This is a genomic window from Clostridium culturomicium (assembly GCF_000821305.1).
Lineage (GTDB): Bacteria > Bacillota > Clostridia > Clostridiales > Clostridiaceae > Clostridium_J > Clostridium_J culturomicium.
On sequence record NZ_CCXK01000017.1, the window covers coordinates 1,485,412 to 1,506,083 of the forward strand.

14 protein-coding genes are annotated in these 20,672 nt (G+C 29.0%); 1 reads left to right on the plus strand and 13 read right to left on the minus strand.

The window, feature by feature from the left end:
* Window positions 1–20: 20 nt before the first annotated feature.
* The 12 genes from BN1075_RS19440 to BN1075_RS19495 all read right to left on the minus strand — a co-directional run bounded on the left by BN1075_RS19440 (window position 21) and on the right by BN1075_RS19495 (window position 17,968).
* A complete protein-coding gene (locus tag BN1075_RS19440) occupies window positions 21–1,487 on the minus strand; it encodes an O-antigen ligase family protein (protein WP_040194969.1) in 1,467 nt (488 codons plus the stop codon).
* 21 nt (window positions 1,488–1,508) lie between these two features.
* On the minus strand, window positions 1,509–2,639 hold the full coding sequence (locus BN1075_RS19445; RefSeq protein WP_040194970.1) for a glycosyltransferase: 1,131 nt from the start codon (window positions 2,637–2,639) through the stop codon (window positions 1,509–1,511).
* Window positions 2,640–2,666: 27 nt separating this feature from the next.
* Window positions 2,667–3,614 carry a glycosyltransferase family 2 protein gene (locus BN1075_RS19450; protein ID WP_052406656.1) on the minus strand — a complete coding sequence of 316 codons (948 nt, stop codon included), beginning with the start codon at window positions 3,612–3,614 and terminating at the stop codon, window positions 2,667–2,669.
* Between the two features lie 11 nt (window positions 3,615–3,625).
* On the minus strand, window positions 3,626–4,627 hold the full coding sequence (locus BN1075_RS19455) for a glycosyltransferase family 2 protein (protein ID WP_040194971.1): 1,002 nt from the start codon (window positions 4,625–4,627) through the stop codon (window positions 3,626–3,628).
* Between the two features lie 412 nt (window positions 4,628–5,039).
* Complete coding sequence (locus BN1075_RS19460; RefSeq protein ID WP_042387474.1) at window positions 5,040–5,681, minus strand: sugar transferase; 642 nt, start codon at window positions 5,679–5,681, stop codon at window positions 5,040–5,042.
* A gap of 768 nt (window positions 5,682–6,449) precedes the next feature.
* Window positions 6,450–7,475, minus strand: a complete 1,026-nt coding sequence (locus BN1075_RS19465) for an acyltransferase family protein (protein WP_040194972.1) — start codon at window positions 7,473–7,475, stop codon at window positions 6,450–6,452.
* A 92-nt stretch (window positions 7,476–7,567) separates the two neighbouring features.
* Entirely contained in the window at window positions 7,568–10,483 is a 2,916-nt protein-coding gene (locus BN1075_RS19470; protein WP_197072350.1) for a sulfatase-like hydrolase/transferase, read from the minus strand.
* Window positions 10,484–10,626: 143 nt separating this feature from the next.
* The gene (locus BN1075_RS19475) at window positions 10,627–13,959 is read right to left on the minus strand and encodes a cohesin domain-containing protein (protein WP_040194974.1); all 3,333 of its coding nucleotides are present in this window, start codon (window positions 13,957–13,959) and stop codon (window positions 10,627–10,629) included.
* Window positions 13,960–14,116: 157 nt separating this feature from the next.
* The gene (locus BN1075_RS19480) at window positions 14,117–15,235 is read right to left on the minus strand and encodes a DegT/DnrJ/EryC1/StrS family aminotransferase (protein WP_040194975.1); all 1,119 of its coding nucleotides are present in this window, start codon (window positions 15,233–15,235) and stop codon (window positions 14,117–14,119) included.
* A 25-nt stretch (window positions 15,236–15,260) separates the two neighbouring features.
* Window positions 15,261–15,818 carry an acyltransferase gene (locus BN1075_RS19485; protein WP_040195364.1) on the minus strand — a complete coding sequence of 186 codons (558 nt, stop codon included), beginning with the start codon at window positions 15,816–15,818 and terminating at the stop codon, window positions 15,261–15,263.
* Between the two features lie 7 nt (window positions 15,819–15,825).
* Entirely contained in the window at window positions 15,826–17,082 is a 1,257-nt protein-coding gene (locus BN1075_RS19490; RefSeq protein WP_040194976.1) for a flippase, read from the minus strand.
* The gene (locus BN1075_RS19495; protein ID WP_052406657.1) at window positions 17,066–17,968 is read right to left on the minus strand and encodes a glycosyltransferase; all 903 of its coding nucleotides are present in this window, start codon (window positions 17,966–17,968) and stop codon (window positions 17,066–17,068) included. The genes BN1075_RS19490 and BN1075_RS19495 overlap by 17 nt, the downstream gene beginning before the upstream one ends.
* A 383-nt stretch (window positions 17,969–18,351) precedes the next feature.
* Between BN1075_RS19495 and BN1075_RS19500 the strand changes: the two genes are divergently transcribed.
* Complete coding sequence (locus BN1075_RS19500) at window positions 18,352–19,437, plus strand: LCP family protein (protein ID WP_081911671.1); 1,086 nt, start codon at window positions 18,352–18,354, stop codon at window positions 19,435–19,437.
* A 67-nt stretch (window positions 19,438–19,504) separates the two neighbouring features.
* Here BN1075_RS19500 and BN1075_RS19505 read toward each other — a convergent pair whose 3' ends face one another.
* Window positions 19,505–20,671, minus strand: coding sequence for a glycosyltransferase (locus tag BN1075_RS19505; protein ID WP_040194977.1), 1,167 nt, complete (start codon window positions 20,669–20,671; stop codon window positions 19,505–19,507).
* Window position 20,672 lies beyond the last annotated feature (1 nt).

Genomic DNA, 20,672 nt, shown 5'->3' on the forward strand with positions numbered 1-20,672 from the left:
TAAAACTTTAAAACCTCATTCTACTTGTATTTCTTCAAGCCTAAGTATGGATTCACGCCATTTTCAATAACTGTAATACTGTAAACCACAGCTAGCATCATTGAAAGGTAGATTGATACGTTTGGTCTTTCCACAAGATATCCTGATAAAAGTGATGAACCAAGCACTAGCATAATTGCTATTCCAACAAGTCCTGTTTCCACCGTAAATACATTTTTAAAGTTTTTAATTAAGGCAACTAAAGCTAACACTGCAAAATATGCAATAAACAGAACATATAAACCAAAGCCTATATATCCATTAAAGTATAATAAGATTGGTAAATCATTTTCAGGCATATATACGCTGCCATTTAAATTTACAGTAGCACTTTCATATCCAACTAACTTAGTTAAAAAATCCTGTTGCTCCCATTTTATTCTTGCAATAGTTTGTTTATACAATCTATTGTTACCAAGCTGTTCAGCTTCTGTTGTATAATCATATTCCTCAAGGAACTTTTCAAATCCAAATTCATCAATGGCATCCTTATACATCCAAAGATATGGTTCATAAATCTTTTTATACTGATTTAGAGTATATGGCTTTCCTGGAATTTCTTTATCCTCACCATACTCCATCTTTAATTCGGAGTTATTTATGCTGGCATTAATCTTTTCTTGCTCTGCTTCAAAACCTGCATGCATTTTATCTTTTTCATTTACCATAGGAGATATATTAAAGAAACCTCCACAGATAAGCATAACTAAAACTAAGGTTGTGTAATATATCCAGCTTTTCTCTTTATTAAATACAAGTAATACCAATATCCCTATTGCAATAATAAAAATCGAGAAAAATGTAACTCTAGTACCACTTGAGAATAAAAGTCCAAATCCAAAAAATGCTCCCATTATAAATATAAACTTATTTCTTGTTCTATAGGTAAATAATAAAGTCATGCACACAAGCACAGTTACAATTATGCTTTGAGCATTTCCTGAATAAAACCATCCCTTTATTCCTACACCATAATACATATAGTCTGGTGTATTTGTTATATAAGATAGACATATAACACCTATTACTATTACAAAAGCTAGACAACATCCTTCATATATGGCTTTCTTTGTATTCTTATTTTTCCTCAAGAAAGTTATAAAGGAAAGTGTTAATGCTGGCATTTGAGCCACCCTTATAAATAAAGCTATATCTGAAAATAGGCTAATATACCCAATTCTAAATCCATTTATCATATGTAATGCCCAAAATGCTGCCATTACACCATAAAACACAAAATAAAACTTTTTATTATCCGATATTATAAACGAATAAATTACAATTACTCCAAGCATTAAGATACGCAAAATAGTGGTTATTGAGGTATTATCTCCTTTTATTAACCAATAAGACAATACATCCAACATTGGCTGTATAATAATCAACATCATAACGAAAGATGCTGCATATTTGCTTAAATTCTCTCTTGTATCTATATTATTCTTCATACAGTTAAATACTCCTTTGCTTTATAGGATTTCAATCCATTTTTCCAGGATTTTATCCTTCATAAATTCCTTTGACTTAACCTTAGCATTCTGACTAAGTTCATTTCTTAAATTTTCATCTTTCATTAACTTAATTAACTGATTTGCATATTGCTCTAGTTCTTTATCCGGAATCAAGTATCCCTCTTTACCGTCCTCGATAATTGCTCTAGGACCTACCCTCACATCAAAGGCTACAATTGGTGTGCTACACATTAGTGCTTCAATTAAAACAAAAGGAAATCCCTCTGAATGTGAAGTCATTGCAAAAACACCTGATTTAGACATCTCTTTCATTGTTTCCTCATGATTTAGCATTCCCGTTAATTCAACAGAGTTATTTAAATCTAATTCATTGATTTTTCCCTTAATAGAAGCTTCCTCTTCGCCTCCACCAATAATTTTCAATTTCCACTCTGGACATTCTTTACTTACAATTGCCCATATGTCAAGAAGCCTGTCAAATCCCTTTACACTATGTAATCTCCCAACTGCTACAACTTGCTTCTCTTTATGCAGATTTTCAATTTCTTCTTCTTCTAAAAAATTCGGTATGCATAAACACTTTGTTTTATCATTATGTCCCTTTAGCATTTCCTCTACTTCATCCCTTAAAAGTTCTGTTAAAAGCACAAAATAATCAATATTAGAATAATTATTTTGAAAATCCTTTATAAGGTTTCCATCAAATTTATGATCATGATGCAGCTGTGCAACCTTATTAACCTGTTCTTTTCCATACTTTGAAAGAAGTACGCTATGCTCATTTCTCGTTGATAATATTGTTCCATTTTCAATATTCTTTATTGCTTTAGCCATGGAACTTTTCTTTTCTCTAAGGACTCTTACTGAATATAAGCCTTCCTTTAATATGTTGATTATGTTTTTCTCTTTAACTGCTGCTTTAAACTCATCCTTGTTAGGCTTTAAATCCGTAAGATATGTAATCTTAACTTTAGGGTCTATTGAATATGAAGGCTCCCCAAGATTATAAGAGCAAAGGATTTCCACCTCATAGCCCTTTTCCACTAAAGCATTTGCAATTAAGCTTATGGACATTTCAACTCCACCATGAAGAAGGTGAAGTGCTGTTATGTATATTTTTTTACTCATTGTACCACCTCTATAATTTCGCTTACCTTATATTTTTGCTTTAATAGAGAGAATTGCCTTTGATACATTGTGAAGCCCCTGAAGATTTAAAGCTGCCACAATTCTACGGTTTAACGGCATCTCCTTAAAAACCTTCAGCTTTTTAACATTCGGAAGTTGATTTTTCACATATTCCCTTAACCCTTCAATAACTCTTTCCTTCTCAGGATGAGTCTGCTTCGCTACACGATTAATTGTCGTAATTAAAATATGATCAATAATCATAAAATCAATGTCTTCTTTATATCTATCATATAAGTTGTTGTCTTTTGCAAACTTAATAATTAAATCCAAAGCCTTAAGTATATCAAGATTTTTGGGAGAATTGTTATTTGACATGGTTGATTCTTCTCTGCAGTTGCATTGATAATAATCATTTTCACAACGTGCAATCTTATCTGTCATCATTAACAGCTCTGTTACAAAAGTAAAATCTTCATACCACATCTTACCTTCTGGAAAGCGTAAATCTCCAATAAAACTTCTTTTAAATAATTTATTACAAGGTGATGGGGTCTGCTTTAATTTATTTGTAAATTCCGCTGGCTTATGGTATACGGCATAATCCTTATAATAGTCCGTTGTATTGCAAACTACTATATCTGCATCCTCTTCCTTAGCTTTTTTATACATATTCTCATACATATCGATTTTTACCCAGTCATCGCTATCAACAAAGTTAACATATTCTCCCTTTGCGATTTCTAAAGCCATATTTCGAGCGCTTGCCTGACCTCCATTTTCCTTAATCATAGCCTTTACTAGATTAGGATATTTCTTAACATATCTATCAATAATCTCTTGACTGTTATCTGGGGAGCCATCATTTACAACTATTATCTCAATATCCTGCAAAGTCTGCTTCACAAGAGAATCAAGACATGGTGCAAGATATTCCTCCACATTATATACAGGAACGATTACACTTACCTTCATTTCTTTACTCCTTATTTTTTAAGCTTATTTTTAACAGTGAATATAGCTTTTATTAAAAAATACTGCTTTTTGTTAAGCAGCTTTAAAATAAGCTTTTTATTCTTATCTAATTCATTTATGTATTTGTTCTTTTCCCACTCTGAGAAATTATTATATAGATATTCTCTAAACTCCTTCAAAAGATTATGCTTGGTATCTATCATTAAGACCCTTACAGAAGCGGTAATATAAACATGAAGAATAGTTAGAAATTCTAATTCTTCTTTATATTCATTAAATATATCTTTTTCTTTATAATAAGAAATTATGTCCTCAAAGGCTGCAATAATTTCTACATTTCTATTACAATTTTTATTATTTGTCTGAGATCCTTCTCTCCATAAATAATTTAACAGCGCTTTATCAACATAAGTAATTGTCTTTGCTTGAGTTAAAAGCTTTAATGTTACTCTTATATCTTCATACCAAACTCCACTTGGATAACGAATTTCCTTATTCTCTTCAAATAAACTTCTCTTGTACATCTTATTCCATGGTGCAGGATTAGTCAGAAGAATCTCTTTGTTATCCTTTAAAGCCAAACTTTTTCCCGTTTGAAGGTTTTCCTTTGTAACTGATATAACATTACCACTCTCTGAAACCGACTTAAATCCACAAATGGCAATATCAGAATTATATTTCACTATATTTTCATACATAGCCTCAACCATATCAGGCTCTATATAATCATCACTATCTATTATTAATATGTATTTTCCCTTGGCGCTTTCAATCCCGAAGTTTCTTGCTTCACCAACGCCACCATTTTTTTTATGTATAACCGAAATAATTTCAGGATATTTTGAAGCATAATCATCTGCAATTTGTGGACATTTATCAGGTGAACCATCATCCACTAAGATAAGCTCGAAATTCTTAAAAGTTTGATTTAAGATAGAATCAATACACTTCTGCAAATATTTCTCAACGTTATATATTGGTACTATTATACTTACTTCAACTTCATTTTTCATTTCATTCTCCTTTAGAACGCACTATATTTTTACATAAAACATTTTTCTTCAAAATAATGCATAATTGTTCTATTTTATTAAATTACTTTTCTCAGTATATCACTTATTAAGTTGTATATCAACATAGAAAGGATTACAGTTTGGTTACAGCTTTCCAAATAAAATATCTTACTAATATAATGTTGTTAAAAGCATGTAATTTAACAATAATTCAAAACTTTTATTACTTTTTTACAATAACATAATTCTCTTAATTAAGATAAGGCATAGAAATAATTTCAATCTATTATAAAGAAAAATGATATCCAAACTCTTTATTTTTAAAGAGATTGGATATCATTTTTTATTCTTACTCTTAATTTCCAAATTTGACATTACCTCTGTCTTTGGAACCATAAGATAAAATATTACTCTAAATAACGTTCTTTATTTCATCTTCTGTTTTTGGCAAATTACTTTGTGCAGGAATAGGAGAAACTTCACTTGCACCTTCTACAATTCCTTCTTGTTTAAAAACCTTCAAAAAAGTAATTACTAATATTTTTAAATCAAATAAAAATGACTGCTTTTTCATATACTCTTCTTCTAGAGCAACCTTTTTCTCTGTTGAAATATCATCTCTACCATTAACTTGTGCCCATCCTGTTAAACCTGGTACTAGCGCACTTATTCCTAACCTTGTTCTCTCTTCTAACAATCCACTTTCGCTTTCGTTATTTATTACTGGACGTGGACCTACTAAGCTCATGTCGCCTTTTAGTATGTTAAATAACTGAGGAAGTTCATCTAAACTTGTCTTTCTTAAGATTTTACCTATAGAAGTAATATATACATCTGGATCCTTCAAGTCATTAGTTGCTATATTAGGAGCACTCTCCAACATAGTTCTAAACTTGTATATTGTAAAATCCTTATTGTTCCTTCCAACTCTTGTTTGTTTAAATATAACCGATCCATTGTTTTGAAGTTTAATTATTATAGCTATTATAATCATTATAGGTGATAATATTACTACAGCAAAAAAACTTATAATCAAATCGAATAGTCTCTTCACTTTAATCCCTCACTTATATTTAAATTAGATTTAACTAATACTATTTCAATATTCATTTTTATTAATTATGTATCAACCCTTCCGTTGCGCCCCTCTTATATTAATACGATATAAAAAATCTTAAATTATAATTTTCTCAAAAATTTCTTGTATTTAATATATACATATTATACTTTTTTTAACTGCTTGTCTATCATATTTGATTTTGATTATATCACATCATTTTTATTCTTACCATAGATTGTTATCTAATTAATTTTTATCATTAATTAGAAACAAAATTTATTTTTTAGTAACATATTCTCTTATTAAATCACCAGAATTCTTATAAAATGATATTTTCGAACTCAATTAATATTACTATAACTTTCTAATTTAATCAATAACCATAACTTAATCTTAAGATTTTCATCATAATTTTTCATCTTCAAGAGATAATTAAGTTATTTATATACTCTTATTTTGGTCCTTATTGAAAGGTTTTATACCTGAATATATCTTTATTATAAAATTATTATCATTTATTTTATTCTTAAAAATGTAACGTTAACCATATCATACAAACAAAAATGTATTCTAAAAAAATCAGCTTCACATTAAGTATGTGAAGCTGATTTCTATAATCAAAACGTTTCATAATTAACAACTTTTTTTGTATTTTATAATCCATCCTACCATACTAAAACATAGGATATTTCTGTTAAATTAAATACATAAAATTCAAATAAATAATTCATCTTACCAGAATAATATCTATATATTTTTCTTCTAAAAATTTTCTACATCTTCATATACCTTAATGCTTTTAATACTTTCTACTCTTAAGTCACCATTGCTTTTCTTTTTATCTAAATACCCCTTTACATAGTTATATACATATATACTTACAACTATTACAAGAATTATCATCATTGAATATTTAATTGCAGTAATCAAACATTGCTTCATTGTCTGCTCTGCATATATAGTTCCTTTATTATTGAGGTACTGAACTAAAAATCCATGAATAAGATAAATCGGTAATGTATATTCTCCAATGTAAGAAATTATTGTCTTTTTTCTTGGTACAAAAGCTAATATAAATAATATTCCTAGTGCAGAAAACATATAAGTAATAATCCTTGTCTTTAGTGCTACCTCTTGATTTACACCTACATCATTCCATCCTGTAACACCATAAAACCAATTCAACGGAATAATTTCAATATCTGATATTAATATGTAACATAGATATATAAATGCTGTAAAGATAAACACTCTTGCAAAAATATTCGCTGTTAACTCAATATTTTTTTGATTTACAACATATCCAATCAAAAAGAATGGTAAAAAGTAAACTATTCTACTTAAACTATATTCATACCCTAATTGATTTCCACCTGTAACCCATAGAACTATAATTATTATTAAAAATATCTTAAACGGTGTTACATCAAAGAATTCCACAAATGTATAATAAAAAGCTATAGCAAGCAAGAACCATAATATCCAATACGGTACATAAAACTGCATTGTATTAGGCATTTCTAAAACATTAATAGTAAAATGAGTATATATAACCTGCATAACTATATATAGAAATAACATTTTTACAACATTTCTTAGTTTGTTCTTGCTTAGTCTGCATAGATATCCTGATACAAAAATGAATGCAGGCATATGAAAAGAATAAATTATCAAATATATAAACTTTACTTTAGGATGAAATGTTAATGGTTCTATAATATGTCCGAATACTACTAAAAATATTAAAACGGCTTTGATATTGTCTATATGATAATTTCTATTATTCATTTTATCTCCCTTACATGGTACAGTTGCTTATTATCTTTTTAAAGTACTAAACTTTTGTCTTTAAATTAAATCTTTACATTAGAGCTTAAAATTTAATCAATATAAAAAAACTCTGTACTACCTATAGCTTTATCATATCGACTTACTTGATTTACCTTAATCTTATCTATTTTCTTATCGTTAACCTCTCCAATTAATTTATTCTCACTTATAAATTCTGTATGAATTTGTTTACCATTAACACTAATACGACTAAATTCTGTAAATCCAAAACCTAAAACCTCTATCCTATTATCGTTTAAATTAACACTATCAATTGTTATTTCCTTTAATCCCATCTTTAGTTTGTTCCTTTGATACAAACTTTCACCATCGTATATATATTGTTTACCATGAAGCATATCATATTGTATACACTCCAAATTTTCTTTGTAATCCGATTCTAATCTGTATTTACTATGAAATCTATTCATTATTCCACCACTAATATCAGCTAATTCAAGTACATGAGTGGTTAGTTCATATGCTTCAATATCCTTATTTTGTTGTTCAAGCCCTATATTATCATATATAAAATAAGGAGTTAAATATTTAGTTCCATCTACAAACTGATTTGTTACAGCCTCTAAAGCAGGTAAATGATCAGAATAAACTACTAGTATTGTAGGTTCATTTAATTCTCCAACATACTCAACTAACTCTCTAATTCCCTCATCTACCATTGTTAAATCATCTACATAGTCCTGTATCTGATTTAACTCTTGACTTGACAGTGTTCCTGTAACTTTTATATCACTATTATCATTATTGTAATCTAAATTGTATGCTCCATGAGTTTGAACACCAACTCCAAAAATAAAATCTTTCTTTTCCGTACTCTCCAATGTGGCGATAATATTTTCAAATAACATATCATCGTAAGGAAAGTAATCTGCCTTTCTCAGATTTTCCATATATTCCATTGGGATATATCTGTCAAACCCTAGATTTTCATAGGCTTTATTTCTCTCATAAAAATTTCCTTGAAAATTATGTATAAAAGTTTTTTCATAGGTTTTACTATCTAAGACATATGCTAACGATTCAACTGGCTGCTTTTTCAAGTAAGTATTATGAGGTATTTCTCCTGGTGAAAAATAGTCCAAAGACATACCAGTTAGCACTTCAAACTCAGTCCTTGCTGTTCCACCTCCAAATGTCGGTACACTTAACACCCCACTACTATTTTCTTCACTTAATTTTCTAATATTTTTTATAGGATCATCACTTAACTCAATTCCTTCAATAGTATATGGATCCATTACCGATTCCAGCTGAACTATAATTATATTCGGATTCACTTCATTTTTAGTTTCAATTACAGCTTTATCTATATTTGATTTTATTTCTAAAATTTTATCCTTGCTATATGCCACTGGCTTTTCTCTCTTATAGGACTTATATGTATCATATATTGAGAATACGAAACCATTTTCATCATAAGATAATAGCATGTCCCAGTTTTGAGGTGCAAGTATCCCCATTGCCAAATTTTTATCAATAATTTTATTTGAAAACATCACAGTTAAAATAATTACAACAATTGAAACCTTGCTTATCTTATAACTTTCTCTAATCTTCTTTGAAAAAATTTTGCAATTCAATAATACAATACATAAAATAAACACACCAAAAATTATAATTAGTTCCTTAGTAACATATTGTTTTGCCATAGCAAGTCCATCTATAATGGCATATGTATCAGAATAGGTTAAAGGAGTCCCCCTAAAGTTAACCATTATAACGCTTATCAATGATAGACTTATTAAAATTTCATATACTATTGCAAGAAAAAAGTACATCCTATTAAATAAAATACTTGGGGCTGATAAAACTAAAACAATCAAAAAATTTGAAATAAATACTTTATGATCTGATAACTTTGTAAACTCAATTGTTTTTACAATTGTACCTCTACCTATATACTCTATTATAAATGTTACTACCATAGCTGATATAATCCATACCAAATAATGCTTATATTTTTTGAAACACTTTCTAAGTGTTTTACGGTTAAGTAGCCTATCATAATATACATTGATTTGCCTTATTATTCCCCAATCTACAATAGCAGTAATAATCCCTGTTAATATAAGAGTTATTACAAATACTATTGAACTTCCTCCAACTACCTTAAGCATATTTGGATGTATATCAAACTTCTCATAAAGAAAATAAATTATAATATAGTTATGAGCAAAATATATCCCTAAATTATGTTTATTAATATATCTAATTAACATTGACACTATTGAAGTTTGTTCTCTAGACTTTAATTTAAGGTTATTCAACCATAAAAACACTGCTGAACTAAATAAAATCATTGTTGGTGAAATTAATAAAACATTAGTTTCTATGGGAATTGTTCTAAAAAGCATGATTAATAAAAATGAAATTATACCTAATCTATATATTCTCTTCTTTATTTTCTCTGATTGTATTTGCACTAAAGTATGCCCTAAGAAACAAAATAAACTCCAATTACATAAAAAGCTTAAATCCAGCCCTATTTCTACTCCAAAAACAGGGTAATAACTCATAATTGCACTTGTAGAAATAAAAATAATCATTAAAATCTTTAAATATTCTTTACTTATATTTTTTAATAGTATTTGTAAAAAAGGTGAAACTATAATAAGAGAAATAATAACATTTGTTATTCCAACATACCTATAACTCCCAGATGTTAATCCTCTAAATATTAAGGAATACACAATTAATGGTATTATAAACTTCTTGATAGCCTTTTTGTAAAAATCAAAAATACTATTATTTGATTCCACAAGCCTATTTCCTAATATCATTGCAACTAATGGTAGCCCTAATGCCCCAATCGTTTCAAAAAGCCCTCCAATAATTCCATAAAAACTCCATGGACTTCTATTATTTACTATGAAACTTGCCATAGACGATATTATTATGCATATCAAAGTAAAAAATTCAATATTACCGTCTTTAGTTTCTTTCAAATTTAAATTCATTATCCAAAGTTCCTTTCTTCATGATTAATTGTAGAAATATATTTTTTATATACTAAAAAGAAAATATTACTAGAAATTTCTTTCTAGTAATATTAAAACTTTTATTTAACAACTTTTGATAATAATAAACGTTACTTGATTCTTACTTTGTCAAAAATAACTACATTGTTATTTGAACCAGCTTCTTTACTACCTGCAACTTCAATTTTAACTCTGTGAACTATATTTTCTAATCCATCTACAGAATAATACATTTTATCCTTTATTGGATTTTGAGAATATTGACTAGGAGATGCAACTAGCTTCTCATCAATATATATATTCACTATACCTCTACTCTGACTTGTTGGAACAAATAATTCTATCCCTGTACCAACAAATGAAAAATCAACAGAACTTCCTACAGCAGCAGAATATTTTCCCATCCCCCTACTGTAATCTGAACTTTTTTCTTCTGTCCAACCACCTAAATAAGTTATTTCTGCATTATTTTCCTCATAGGTTCCTGGCTGAAGTACATTATCATAAGCATTTTTTATTTTAACCTTATCAAAAATAACAACATTACTATTTGAAGCATCTTCTTTATTTCCTGCTACTTCAATTTTTACTGTATGAACTTTATTTGCTAATCCATCAATAGAATAGTACATATGATTTAGTTTTTCTGTACTTGTATATTGACTAGGTGAAGCTACTAAATTTCCATCAATAAAAATATTTACTTTTCCTCTATTTTTATTTCCCGGAACATATAGTTCTAGTCCTGTACCAACAAATGAAAAATCAACAGAACTTCCTGCAGCAGCAGAATATTTTCCTTCACCAGCACTATAACTGCTATTTTTTTCTTTTGTCCAACCGCCTGTGCTCGTTATTCCTGAATGATTTTCCTCATAAGTTCCTGCCTGAAGTACATTATTATAAGCATTTTTTATTACTACTTTATCAAAAATAATTACATTATTATTTGAAGCTTCTTCCTTACTTCCTGCTACTTCAACTTTCACTATATGACCTTTATTTTCCAAACCATCTATTGAGTAATACATATTATTTAACTTTTGTGAACTCGTGTATTGACTTGGAGATGCAACTAATTTTCCATCTATATACACATTCACTTTACCTCTACTTGCATTCGAAGGAACATATAGTTCGAACCCTGTACCTTCAAATGTAAAGGTTACTGCACTGCCAATACTAGCAGAATATTTACCACTTCCATCGCTGTAATTGCTATGTTGTTCTTCTGTCCAGCCCCCTGTGTAAGTCATTGCAGAATTATTATCTTCATAAGTTCCTGGCATTAGTAAATCATCGTAATCATTTTTTATTACAAGCTTATCAAAAATAACTACATTACTTTTTGAAGCCTCTTCCTTAGATCCAGCTACTTCAATTTTAACTAAATGACCTTTGTTCTCTAATCCATCAATAGAATAATACTTATGATTGGCTTTTTTTGTAGCCGTATACTGACTAGGAGATTCTACTAATTTCCCATCTATATATATATTTACCTTTCCTCTATTATTGTTTCCAGGAATATATAATTCAAAGCCTGTCCCTTCAAAGCTAAACATTACTGAAGACCCTCTATTAGATGAGTATTTTCCTCTATTACCACTATAATCACGATTTTCTTCCTCTGTCCAACCATTAGTATATTTTATAGCCGAATTATCCTCTTCATATATACCAGGTCTTAAGATATCTTTTTCATCACCTAGCACAACAATTCTATCAAAAATTACAATATTACTTTTTGAAGCTCCGTCTTTAATTCCTGATACCTCAATCTTTACAACATGGTTTTTATTTTCTAAACCACTTATTGAGTAATACATTTTATCTTTTTGTATCTCTGACGAGTATTGACTTGGTGATGCAACTAACTTTCCATCAACATAAACATTCACAATTCCTCTGCCTTCACTTGTTGGAACATATAGTTCTATTCCTGTACCCTCAAAAATAAAATCTACTGAACTACCTATATTACTTGAATATTTACCCGAGCCATTACTATAATCCAAATGCTTTTCAGATGTCCATCCTCTTGAATAAGCTATTCCCGAATTATCTTCTTCATAAGTTCCAGGTTTTAGTATATTATTTTCATCACCTAATATTACAACTCTATCAAATATAACTACGTTACTCTTTGAAGCTGCTTCTTTACTTCCTGCTACCTCAATTTTAACAACATGATTTTTATTTTCTAAACCATATATTGAATAGTACAATTTATCACTATAAACATCTTTTGAATATTGACTTGGTGATGCTACTAACTTTCCATCAATATATATATTCACTTTCCCTCTACTTTCATTGGTTGGAACATATAGTTCTAAACCCGTCCCTGAAAATAAAAAGTTAATTGTTCCTTTTGTATCAGCTGAATATATACCAGATCCATTGCTATATAATGGGTTTTCTTCCTTCGTCCATCCGCCAGTATAAGTTATTGACGCATTATTTTCTTCATAAGTTCCTTGTTTTAAAATAGTGCTTTCTTCGCCTAATATTACAACCCTATCAAATATAACAACTTCATTCTTTGAATTACTTTCTTTGCTTCCAGCTACTTCAACCTTAACTGTATGACTTCCATTATCTAAACCATATACTGAATAATACAATTTATCTTGTTGAGATTTTTTTGAATACTGACTAGGTGTAGCAACCAATTTTCCATCTATGTATATATTCATTATCCCTCTTTGTTCATTTGAAGGCACATATAATTCAAAGCCTGTACCATAAAAAGAGAAGTTTGCTGAACTCCCTTTAAACGCTGAATATTTTCCAAAGCCATTGCTATACACATCGTTTGTTTCATTCGTCCAACCACCTGTATAACTTATCGCTTCATCACTTTCCTCATATGTTCCTGGCTTTAAAATAAAACCCATAATTTCTAAGTTTTCATTTTGAGCTGTATAATTTATTCTTTCACTTTCGTTATTAGCAAGCTTCACACGACAAGCATTACTATCTAAAGACAACTCTCCATTGTCAGTTGTTGTCTTTAAGTTAATATTTCCTTGTTTCAACACTTTAGCTTTAATTACCGCCAGAGTACCGCTACCTGAAGAACCAGCGCTATTTCCTTTATGTGTAATTGCTAAATTAATTTGCCCATTAGAAACTTTATTAACTGGAATTAAAACATCTGCATCTCTAAATAAACTTCCTTTTTCTACACTTTGAATTTCAATTATGGAGTTATCATAAACCAAATCTAAAGATCCACCATAAAGGTTATTTACATTAGATACATTAACTAAAATCTCTATCACATTACCTACTGCTGACGCACCATTAATACTATAAGATATTTGAGTTCCCGTATTAGCCCATACCACAGAAAAATTCAAAAAAACACATTGGAAAGTCATAATAAGTCCTAATACTCTAGCAAAAATTTTCAAGTGTTTTTTTTTGGCAAACCACATTTTAATCCCCCCCAACTAAACAAATGCAACATCATATTTCTATTCATATCACTAAATCACTATTAATCTATTACACTGCATCTTGTTTAACATTTGCATGAAAAAGTTAAGTCTAACAGCCTAACTTTCATTCACTTACACTCAGAATAATTTCAATTTATTCTACTATACACTTTATAATTTGTGCAATTTTACTAACGTCCTCTAATGGTAACTCTCCATGTATTGGTAAAGTTAATACTCTATCTGAAATATACTTTGCATTTTTTAGGTTCTCATCTTTATATTTTCCTTTGTAACATTCGAAATCAGAAATTAATGGATAGAAATACTTTCTAGTAAAAATATTATACTCTTTTAATTTTTCATATAATTCATTTCTACTTATCCCTGATTTTTTTTCATCTACTATTATTGGAAAATATGAATAATTATGTTTTATTCCAACTTTATCTTCTAGAAATGATATCCCTGGTATATCCTTCAATACTTCTCTGTATGTTTCCGTTACAGCCTTTCTATTTTCAATTTGCACATCAAGATGTTTTAAATTAATTAACCCCATAGCTGCTTGAAACTCATTCATTTTAGCATTTAATCCTACTTGCTCCACACTTTCTAATCCAGTGATTCCAAAATTCTTAAAGGTATTAAAAGTTTTAATTAATTCACTTTCATTAAATGCTAAAACACCGCCCTCTATAGAGTTATATACTTTAGTCGCATGTAAAGAGAACATAGAAACATCTCCAAAATTTCCAATTCCAACGCCATCAACCTCTACTCCAAAGGCATGGGCAGCATCATAAATAACTTTTAGGTTATGTTTTTTTGCAATTTTTTCAATTTCACTAATATTACACGGATAACCAAATACATGTACAGGAATTATAGCAGATGTTTTTTCTGTTATTAATCCTTCAATTTTATCTACATCTATTGTAAAATCCTCCATATTAATATCACAAAAAACTGGTTCTAATCCATTCATTACTATTGCATGAGTAGTAGATGCAAAAGTAAATGGTGTAGTTATTACTTCTCCAGTAAGATTTAGAGACTTGATAGCTATATCTAGTGCTAAATGTCCATTAGTGAATAATATAGCATTATTGATATGTAAATAATTTGCAATTTTTTCTTGCAACTCATTATGTAAAGGACCATTATTTGTAAGCCAACTTCTCTCCCATATCTCTTTTACTAAATCTATATACTCTTCGACAGGCGGCAAAAAAGCTTTTGTAACCTGAATAGGCTCTTTAAATTTATCCATACTCCTTTATTCCTCCTATATACTGTTATTTTTTGTAATACTTTTCTTCTAGCTCTAATATGTTCTTCTTTCTTTTCTTAATAACTTTTGCTGGTGTTCCCACGGAAATAGTCCACGGTTCACATTTTTCGGTCACTAACGAACATGCACCAATGGCTGCTCCTTCACCAATGTCTACACCTGGTAGAATAACTGATGATGCACCTATTTGTACATATTTACCTAGTCTCACTTCTTCGCTGTAAACTTTCCTACATTCGTCATATACCATTGGATTAGTCATTGCTTCTCCAGTAAAGTCATCTGAAATGGCATATATAGTAGTTCTTGATGAAATTCCTGAAAAGTCTTCCATTACAATCCCTTTGTCTCCACCATACAACACTGAATATGCAGAAATGTGTACAAAGCTACCAACCTCTATTTTTCCACTTAAAATACAAAAATCATCAATTCTAACATGGCTTCCTAAAGCAATATTCTCCGCTCCATATATACTCGTTTTTCTACTTATAAGAACATTTTCACCAATACTTTTAAAACCTATATCCTTTAACTCTTGTTCGTTATAAAAGCTATTCATTTCCACACTATCCCTTCAAATTAAACTCTTCCTTTTTGTAGTAAATTGTAAATTGAATATAATTAATAAATATTGTTGATATTGTCGCTATAGCCGCTCCTATTGATAAATACTTAGGAATTAGTATAAAGTTTAAAATAACATTACCTACTGTACCAACAACATTAACCCATAAAACTTTTTTTTGTTTGCCATTTCCATTAAGGAATGTGGAAAGAAATGAGTTTACAAATATAAATGGAAATCCAACACAAAATACTCTTATAATATGATAACTGATTTCATATTCTTTTCCAAAGGCTAAAATTATAACAAACTTTGAAAATAGAAAAACCCCTATACTTACAACAACCCCAATACCAAATATATATTTAACAATTTTATTTGAATTTTTTTTTGTTATTTCTTGATTACTTATTTTAGGCAATAAAGCCATCGCAATAATTGATGGTGCCATTAAAACTATATCAATAATTTTTTTAGCAGTTGTGTAATAAGCAGTTTGCACATTTCCGCCAATATTTCCTATCATAACTACATCTAATTGAGTAGCAATCATTGTAATTGCTGTACTTAAAAAAAACGGAAATGCAATTTTAATTATATCTATGCTATCTACAAATCTTGTCTTAACCAATCTAACTTTATATTTATTAAATAACAGATAATAACTTAATACCAGGAAAATAGCACTTGAGAACAAATAAAGTGATGCGACACCAACTAATCCATAATCTAACTTCATTATTACAATTACACCAAGCAATAAAATCATTGCCCTTGCAAATTCAAACCATGCTATATACTTCAATTTTTCGATTGATTGAAAAAAGCCATCGCTCACTGTTCTAAAAGTGTCTATAATTGCTGTCAAATAAATTATTATAGCAACCTTGTCAAAAGAATAAATTGTAACAAAATTATTTAAAATAATAATGCTTAATGTTATAACAGCAATCAAAAATAATCTATTTACAATATTTATTGTAATTAACTTATTTACCTTCTCCGATTTTCTACTTTTCGATAATTGCACTATAATGTAAGTATCTGCACCCAAGGAAAATAACAATGTAATAATCCCAACAAGTGAAAAATTATATGAAATTATACCATAATCATTTGTTCCCAAATATCTTGCACATATTGACGTAAAAATAAACATAAGTCCATATCTTGTAAACCTAGCTATTGTTAGATAAATGCTATTCATTACTGCTACATTACCTTTTAATGAACTTAACATTTTACTTACTGTTTTCATATTTACCACTAATCCTATTCATATAAAATTTTACAGTTAATTTTAGTGTAGATATACTAATTCCGCTATACGCTACGGCCTTCTTATAATATTCTAATGCTGTATCATAATCAGATGCTAATTTTGCTACACTTCCATAGTAAAAAGCAAACTGTTTTTTCATTAAATTTTCATATTTATTATTGGATTCTTTATTAAATGACTCTAATATATCTGACATAACTAAATTCCATTGTGCAGTATTGCTTTTGCTAGATAATCCATTTCCATGAATTCTATACATACCAGTGAATTCATCTACAAATCCCAATTTACCATCCAAACTTCTTAATAAATGCATTGGATAATCTAATATATTATTTCTCCAAAGCCATTCTGGATAATCTTCAATATCTTTCCTTCTAAATAAACAAGTTAAATGGGGAATAAAATTTTCTCCAAACAAATCTTCTGTTGTATAATATTCTTTAATTAAAGAAGGATATATCTCTTTAATGTCTCCATTTTCAAATAACATTTTCGACTTTGTAAAGCACATGCTATAATCCTTGTTTGAATCTAGAACTTCAACCTGTCTAGCTAATTTAGTATCACTAATCCAATAGTCATCGCCCTCTAAAATAGCAATATATTCACCTCTACACATGTCTAAAGTACTTTTGAAGTTTTCAGCTGGTCCAACATTATTCTCATGGAAGTTTAACTTTATTATATCAGGATACTTCTCCCAATACTCCTTAACTATTGCTCTGGTGTTATCCGTAGAACAATCATCTCCTATAACAATCTCAATGGGAAAATCGACCTTTTGCATCAAAACACTTTCAATCGCTTCTCCTATAAACTTAGAATGATTATATGTAATCATGTGAATACTCACCTTCATATATCTTCCCCCTCTTCTTTTGTGTTCAAGCAACAAAACATTTGATATATAACCCTTCCCACAACCTATAAGTCAAATCTAGTATTTATACAATATCTCCAAACTTGAACCCTAATTTCAAATTCATAAGTTTAGAAAGAATTCATTTTCCGATATTTTTATACATAAAATTTCTCTATCATTGTTTAAGTAATAAATTTTTACATTTTACATTATAGCACTTACAACATAATTATACAATATTGTCATACGCTATAACTATTAGTTATAGCTCATTAAACATAGCATTTTACAATTATCAACTTTATTCTAATCTATTCCCAATGTATTTACATAAATATTCCTAAATGATACAATATACATTATGAAAGGACGTGTATATTATGTCAGAAGATCAGCGTAAAGTTAGAAAAAAAACTTCTACTGCTTCCAGTTCAAGAAATAAAAGAACTACTACAACTGTCAAAAATAACGCTTCTGCTAGTAAAAAGAAACGAAAAAGTAAAAAAGCGAAAAAGCGTAGAATTATAACTTATATTTTATTCACCTTAATATTTTTTATTACTATTGGATATGTGGTTATATCCAAAACCTTTGGAAAGCTTGACAATGTAGATTTAAACAAAGAAAATTTAGGGGTAACCTCTAAAGAAGAACTCTCAGTATATGATAACTATTCAAAAATTAAAAACATTGCTTTATTTGGTGTAGACTCTTCTGATGGAGTTGGTCGTTCAGATGCCATAGTAATTGCAACTGTCGATCCTGTTCATGATAAACTTAAAATCACTTCATTAATGAGAGATACTTATGTTAAAATCAAAGACAGAGGTTATGATAAGCTAAATCATGCTTATGCTTACGGTGGACCTGAATTAGCAATTAATACTCTTAACACTAACTTTGGATTAAATATTGAAGATTTCGTTTCGGTAGATTTTGCAAGCTTACCTCAAATTATAGATATTTTTGGTGGAATAGAACTAGATATAACCAATGATGAAATCTATGCAGATATAAATATTAACTCTCACATTGATCATATTAACGAAACTCTAGGTACTAATTCACCTAGAATTACTACTGCTGGCACTCAAACTGTAGACGGAGTTCAAGCACTAGCATATTCTAGAATTAGATATACCGATGGTGGAGATTATAAAAGAACTGAGAGACAACGAACAATTTTAAACAAGCTATTTGAAAAAGCATTGTCCATGCCAGTAAGCAAATACCCTAATCTAGTAAATCAAATTTTACCATTTATTCAAACAAACTTGACTTCAAGTTCAATACTTTCTCTTGCAACTAAAGTTGTAACTTTAGGAGACCATACACTAGAACAAGAACGTTTCCCAAGAGATGAGAATAGTTTAGGTGATACAATTAATGGTGTTTTCTATTTAACGCACGATGAAGAAATAACTAAAAAGCAAATAATGGATTATATTTTTGATGATAAAAAATAAAATACTATTTACTATGATAAAATCCCAGTGGAATTTCCACTGGGATTTTATCATTCATACACACTTATTACTTAATCATTTCATACAATTTCTCTAATTGATTTGTTATTGTAAATTTCCCAACATACCTTTTAGCCTCTTCTAATAATTCGATATGCTTCAAATTGTTTAAATTAACCAGTACTTCTTCAATTTTTTCAGCATAATTTACTGCATTCCATTCAGCCACTTTACAATACTTATAGTTATCAGTAATTTCTCGTATGCCTGCAACATCTGTTGAAATCAGTGCTGCTTTTAATCTAAGTGCCTCAATTGCGACTGTTGGAAACCCTTCATTGTATGAAGTAATCGCTAAAATATCAGCTCTTTTCACATATGGATAAGGATTATTTACATATCCAATCCATATCACATCATTATCCATCCCAATACTATTGCAGTACTTTTTCAATTCATGTTCATCTTCACCAGTTCCAGCAAACACTAAATTGAAACTGTATCCCTTCTGCTTCAATAAGAGAGCTGCATCTAGAATTAACTTTTGATTTTTATTAGCATCCATTCTTCCCACACTAAGAATTAATGGTTTATCCGTAGGTAAATCAACAGTTTCATAACTCATTCTTTCAATCTTATCAAGATCAAATCCATTATATATTATTTTACTCTTATATTTCATTTCTGGATAAACATCACAAAATGATTTATAATTCTTCTCTGATATAGCAACAATTTCATCACAATTAATGAATGCTTTTTTCTGAGCTTTATAATTTGTATAACTTTTTAACTTTTTAAGTTTAGATTTTTCTTTATTATAATCCAAATCATTTAACTCACAATGATTCCATGCAATTTTCTTTACATTATTCTGTTTTGACAATAAGAATGTAGGTATCATATAATTAAAAGCTATTTCAACATCATACTTATCTTTTATATAAAGCTTTCGAAATATATATGGAAAATATTTTACACTTACTCTTGCAAATTTAACTTTCAATTTGTTAATAAGTAATTTCATTTTATTGGTTCCATTATACTCTACTATTATAGGAGGTAACACTTTTATATCCGGAGGTATAACTTCCTTTTTCATATCAAATTTATGATACTCTAATATTGTCACATCATATTTTTGTGTATCAATTCCATTTAATATCTCTGCCAATACTTTTTCTGCTCCACCGCCCATACTAAATGTCCAAATTATAAATAAAAGCTTTTTCATC